At 42.4% G+C, this 1,988-nt stretch carries 4 protein-coding genes; all 4 read right to left on the bottom strand.

The window, feature by feature from the left end; all coding sequences use genetic code 11:
• Positions 1 to 39 precede the first annotated feature (39 nt).
• On the bottom strand, positions 40 to 507 hold the full coding sequence (locus FVR03_RS24000) for an IS3 family transposase (protein ID WP_147924306.1): 468 nt from the start codon (positions 505 to 507) through the stop codon (positions 40 to 42).
• The gene (locus tag FVR03_RS23995) at positions 482 to 745 is read right to left on the bottom strand and encodes a transposase (protein ID WP_147924305.1); all 264 of its coding nucleotides are present in this window, start codon (positions 743 to 745) and stop codon (positions 482 to 484) included. The genes FVR03_RS24000 and FVR03_RS23995 overlap by 26 nt, the downstream gene beginning before the upstream one ends.
• A 72-nt stretch (positions 746 to 817) precedes the next feature.
• Positions 818 to 1,717, bottom strand: coding sequence for a chain length determinant protein (locus tag FVR03_RS23990; protein ID WP_147924304.1), 900 nt, complete (start codon positions 1,715 to 1,717; stop codon positions 818 to 820).
• Between the two features lie 88 nt (positions 1,718 to 1,805).
• Positions 1,806 to 1,988: hypothetical protein (locus tag FVR03_RS24850; protein ID WP_222707317.1), on the bottom strand; the 183-nt coding region annotated here is incomplete at its 5' end.

Below are 1,988 nucleotides of genomic sequence, written 5' to 3'. Positions count from 1 at the left end.
AACATCAGAAACCTATACCCCCAGAACTTCAAAAACAAATCAAACATGTAGTTGGTCGGGTGGATACGGCCTTACCGCCTGGAAATCTCTTGCCAAATGGTTCTCTGCTACTGTATAGGCATGGCTGGAGTCGGTAGTTTGCACCCGGTACTTCTTTCTTATAACACTCTGTATCTGGTGCTTCTGCATGAGACGGGCTACCCTTGGGCGGGAGGCCCGGACACCCTGCTCCCGGAGCTCAAAACTGATCCTAGGACTGCCATAGCGGCACTTGCTCTGCTGGTATACCTCCTTTATTTGTACCACCAACTCCTGCTCTTTCTGCTCCCGCAGACTGACCGGGTGGTGGAGCCAATAGTAATAGCCGCTGGCGCTGACCTGCAGCACTTTGCACATCTTCTCAACGGGAAACTGGTTGCGGTGCTCCTTTATGAATCCGTATACCGCCCGTCTCCCCTGGAGAAGATGCTGACCGCCTTTTTTAAACCAGCAGACGTGCGTCAGCATCGGATCTATCGCGCTCCAGCTGCGCCTGCTTCAGCTCTTTTTGTAGCCGCTTGATCTCTTTCTGATCGTCATTGAGGCCTTCGGTAGTTCTTACCGTTGAGCTGTCCTTCTGCCGCCACTTGCTCAGACGGCCAGGATCAATTCCTAGCTCATCGGCTACCTCTTTTACTGATCCCCTGGCGTAGGAGAGGTCAATGGCCATCCGTTTGAAGGAGGCATCAAATACACGTCTTTCCATAATAGTCAAATTTAAGCATTTAGTTAAATCTGCCTACAAAAGGTCTCCAGTCAAAGGTAGCAACTCCAGTTTTTAACGTCTTTTTTTATCTACGACATTGGCTACTATAAAACCAACCACAAAAGTAGTCACTGCCCCAATAAAGAGGAACATTAATAAACTAGGGCCACTTGGTCTTCTGCGGGGCACAAAACCATTTACCACCTGCATGTTATCCAACTGATCAAGATCAGCCTCTAGGTCAACCTGTTGCTGGTACATATCTATTCCTTGCCTATACAGGTTTGTTGGATCAAGGGGCTCTCCATACACAAAACCATGTACCGGGCCTCTTGGAGTAATTACAGACCCTTTAATACTATCAATAGAAGAAATCTCGCTCCGGTACTTAGAAATAAGTTTCCGGTATTGGTTTTCCTTAATTTGCTTCTGTTTTGAAAAGTACCTGTTGCTTTCGAGAAAATTGGTGATGGCAGGCTCTAATGAAGAGTACAGTCTATTATCGTATAGCTTTAATTCTATCCTAAAGGGAGAACCAGTTAAAACACTATCATCTTCAATATGTTCTTCATCAAGGTTCACAAAGGTCAGGTCTTTTATTTGCCGTGCAGATTCTTCGGAAATATCCAGCCGCTCAGAAATTGCTTCAAAGTTATCTTCTTTCACCATTTCGGCAAGACCATTTAATTGTTCTTTAACAAATTCATTACGAATAGAAGCAAGAACAAAGGTCATGGATGAGGTGTAGTAGGGCTTGGTCATCTTAAAAGCACCGTAGCTCATTGCGATTCCTGCCATAATAAAACCAAGAATCAGTAATGCTCTTCTTCGTAACAGGTCTAAAGCATTACTAATCTTGTTATTGGCTTTTTGACCTATCTCACCAAATATTTTAAATAACTGCCACAGGTCAATTTCATCATTCTCTCTTTCTGAAGCTCGTCTTTCTTTAACTGGGTGTTCGTTGTACATAATAATAATATTTATCTTTATTTTTTTATAAATTTAATAAAACAAGCTTTAAAATATGAAAAGTTAAAATTTAAAGCTCAATAAAAACTTAAAATCTACTCCACCCAACTAAAAATTGGGTGTTTTGATAGTATTGAAATTGGCGATTGAGCCATCGGATAAAGATTTCTATCCTCTGGTGCCAATCTTTTGCTTTCATTATGAGCATTTCCCTTATTTGGTTAAGTCCTGTGCGAAAATAGCTGTTTGCTTTGTAGCCGTGCTTCTTGAT

It is taken from the genome of Pontibacter qinzhouensis (assembly GCF_008017455.1).
In the GTDB taxonomy this organism is placed as follows: Bacteria; Bacteroidota; Bacteroidia; order Cytophagales; family Hymenobacteraceae; genus Pontibacter; species Pontibacter qinzhouensis.
The sequence above is the reverse complement of the archived record's forward strand: the minus strand, read 5'-3'. Positions and strand labels throughout refer to the sequence as shown.

Bases quoted from the DNA above. Each gene is read 5' to 3' on its own strand.
- FVR03_RS24000 (WP_147924306.1), bottom strand. From the start codon at position 507: ATGCTGACGCACGTCTGCTGGTTTAAAAAAGGCGGTCAGCATCTTCTC.
- FVR03_RS23995 (WP_147924305.1), bottom strand. From the start codon at position 745: ATGGAAAGACGTGTATTTGATGCCTCCTTCAAACGGATGGCCATTGAC.
- FVR03_RS23990 (WP_147924304.1), bottom strand. From the start codon at position 1,717: ATGTACAACGAACACCCAGTTAAAGAAAGACGAGCTTCAGAAAGAGAG.